At 64.7% G+C, this 1759-nt stretch carries 1 protein-coding gene; it reads right to left on the bottom strand.

The genetic code is table 11. The features are described from left to right. Positions 1–72 precede the first annotated feature (72 nt). Positions 73–1759 (bottom strand): thioesterase domain-containing protein (locus CC207_RS27955; protein WP_256582249.1); only part of this gene is annotated, 1687 nt, incomplete at its 5' end.

Here is a 1759-nt window from a genome sequence, read left to right on the forward strand (position 1 = left end):
CAGAAGCACCAGACTCACAATAAAGAACGGATAGGACCTAAAGCCCTACTCGCCCCAAGTCACCCATCAATCTCAAGCCTTACCAGCCAACCTCCCCACCAGCCCATCGACAAACGCCACGGCATTAATAACCCCCTCATGCCCATCAGCGATCACCGTCGAGCTAGCCAGCCCGTTGACCGAAGCCTGCGCCAGCAACCCCGCCTCCCCCATCCGCACCCGTTCCAAGCTACGGCTCTCGCTGGCCCACCAGCAATCCACCCGGACCGCCAGCGGCCGCAGGCGAAACGCCTGGCTCAGTTCGACGTTGCGATCGAGAACAGCGAAACCATCGACGATCTCCCGCTGCAGATGCACATCCTCATGAATGGCCCGCAGCCGCTCGGCACTGACGCCCCCGGCAGCGGCCACCTGCTCGATGACCCATTCGGTCCGGTCGACCTCGGCCGGCAGACGCCCGGCCTCGTCGATGAAACCGACGATACGGGCTTCACCCACACCCGGAGCAAACGCCAGCAGCCCACGCAGCAGGCTCTCGTCCGCCCGCGCTACCTGCACCACCTCGACGGGCTCGGCCTCGAGGCCGGACACGTCCTTCGGTAGCAGGGTATCGACCAGGCCGACGAAGCCCACCTCCTGACCGGCCTGCTCCAGGGCATGAGCCACCTCCAGCGCCAGGGCGCCGCCCAGGGACCAGCCCAGCAGATGGTAAGGGCCGCTGGCCTGGGTGCGGCGGATCTGCTCGACGTAGTAGCCGACCATCGCCTCCCAGGACTCGTCCACCCAGCCCGGCACGGCATAGCACTTGTTGACCAGGCCATACACCGGACGCTCGTCGGCCAGGCGGCTGGCCAGCGGGTAGTAAGCGTAGGCACCGCCGCCGCCCGGCGGCAGGCAGAACAGCGCCGGACGCTGGCGTTGGCAACCGTTGAGGTTGATCACCGACGTTTTCAGGCGATCCTTGCCGCCGCCGATGAAATTCGCCAGTTCCTCGAAGCTCGCCATCAGCATGAACTCATGCAGGCTGATGTTGATGGCGAAAGCTTCACGTACCCTGTTCACCAGCGTGATCACCAACAAAGAGTGGCCGCCGAGCTCGAAGAAGTTGTCGTGCAGGCCAACCTGCTCGACCTTCAGCACCTCGCTCCAGATTGCGGCCAGTTGTTGCTCCAGCGCCGTACGCGGGGCCACGTAGCCCTGTTGCAGCTGGCTGGCATCCGGTTTCGGCAGGGCCTTGCGGTCCAGCTTGCCGTTGGCCGTCAGCGGCCACTGCTCCAGCACCAGGAAGTGGGTCGGGACCATGTAGTCCGGTAGGTTGGCTTTCAGGTGCTGTTTCAGCGTGTCGCGCAGGGCGGCGTGGTCGGTGGATGGATCTTGAGCGATCAGGTAGGCCGCCAGTTGCTTGCCCCCTGCCCCGTCGATATCCAGCACCAGCACTTCGCGCACCGACGCATGCTCTTGCAGGCGTGCCTCGATCTCGCCCAGTTCGATACGGAAGCCTCGGATCTTCACCTGATGGTCGATCCGGCCCACGTACTCGATCACCTCCTGGCCGCGATATCGCGCCAGGTCGCCGGTGCGGTACAGGCGCCCGCCTTCGCTGGAGAACGGGTCCGGCACGAAGCGTTCAGCAGTCAACGAGGCGCGGTTGTGGTAACCGCGTGCCAGGCCGGCATGACCGACGTGCAGCTCGCCCGTGCAACCCTTGGCCACCGGATTGAAATCGGCATCCAGTACATACATCGACAGGTCCGGAATC

This window comes from Pseudomonas sp. DrBHI1 (assembly GCF_002205115.1).
GTDB classification, from domain to species: domain Bacteria; phylum Pseudomonadota; class Gammaproteobacteria; order Pseudomonadales; family Pseudomonadaceae; genus Aquipseudomonas; species Aquipseudomonas mosselii.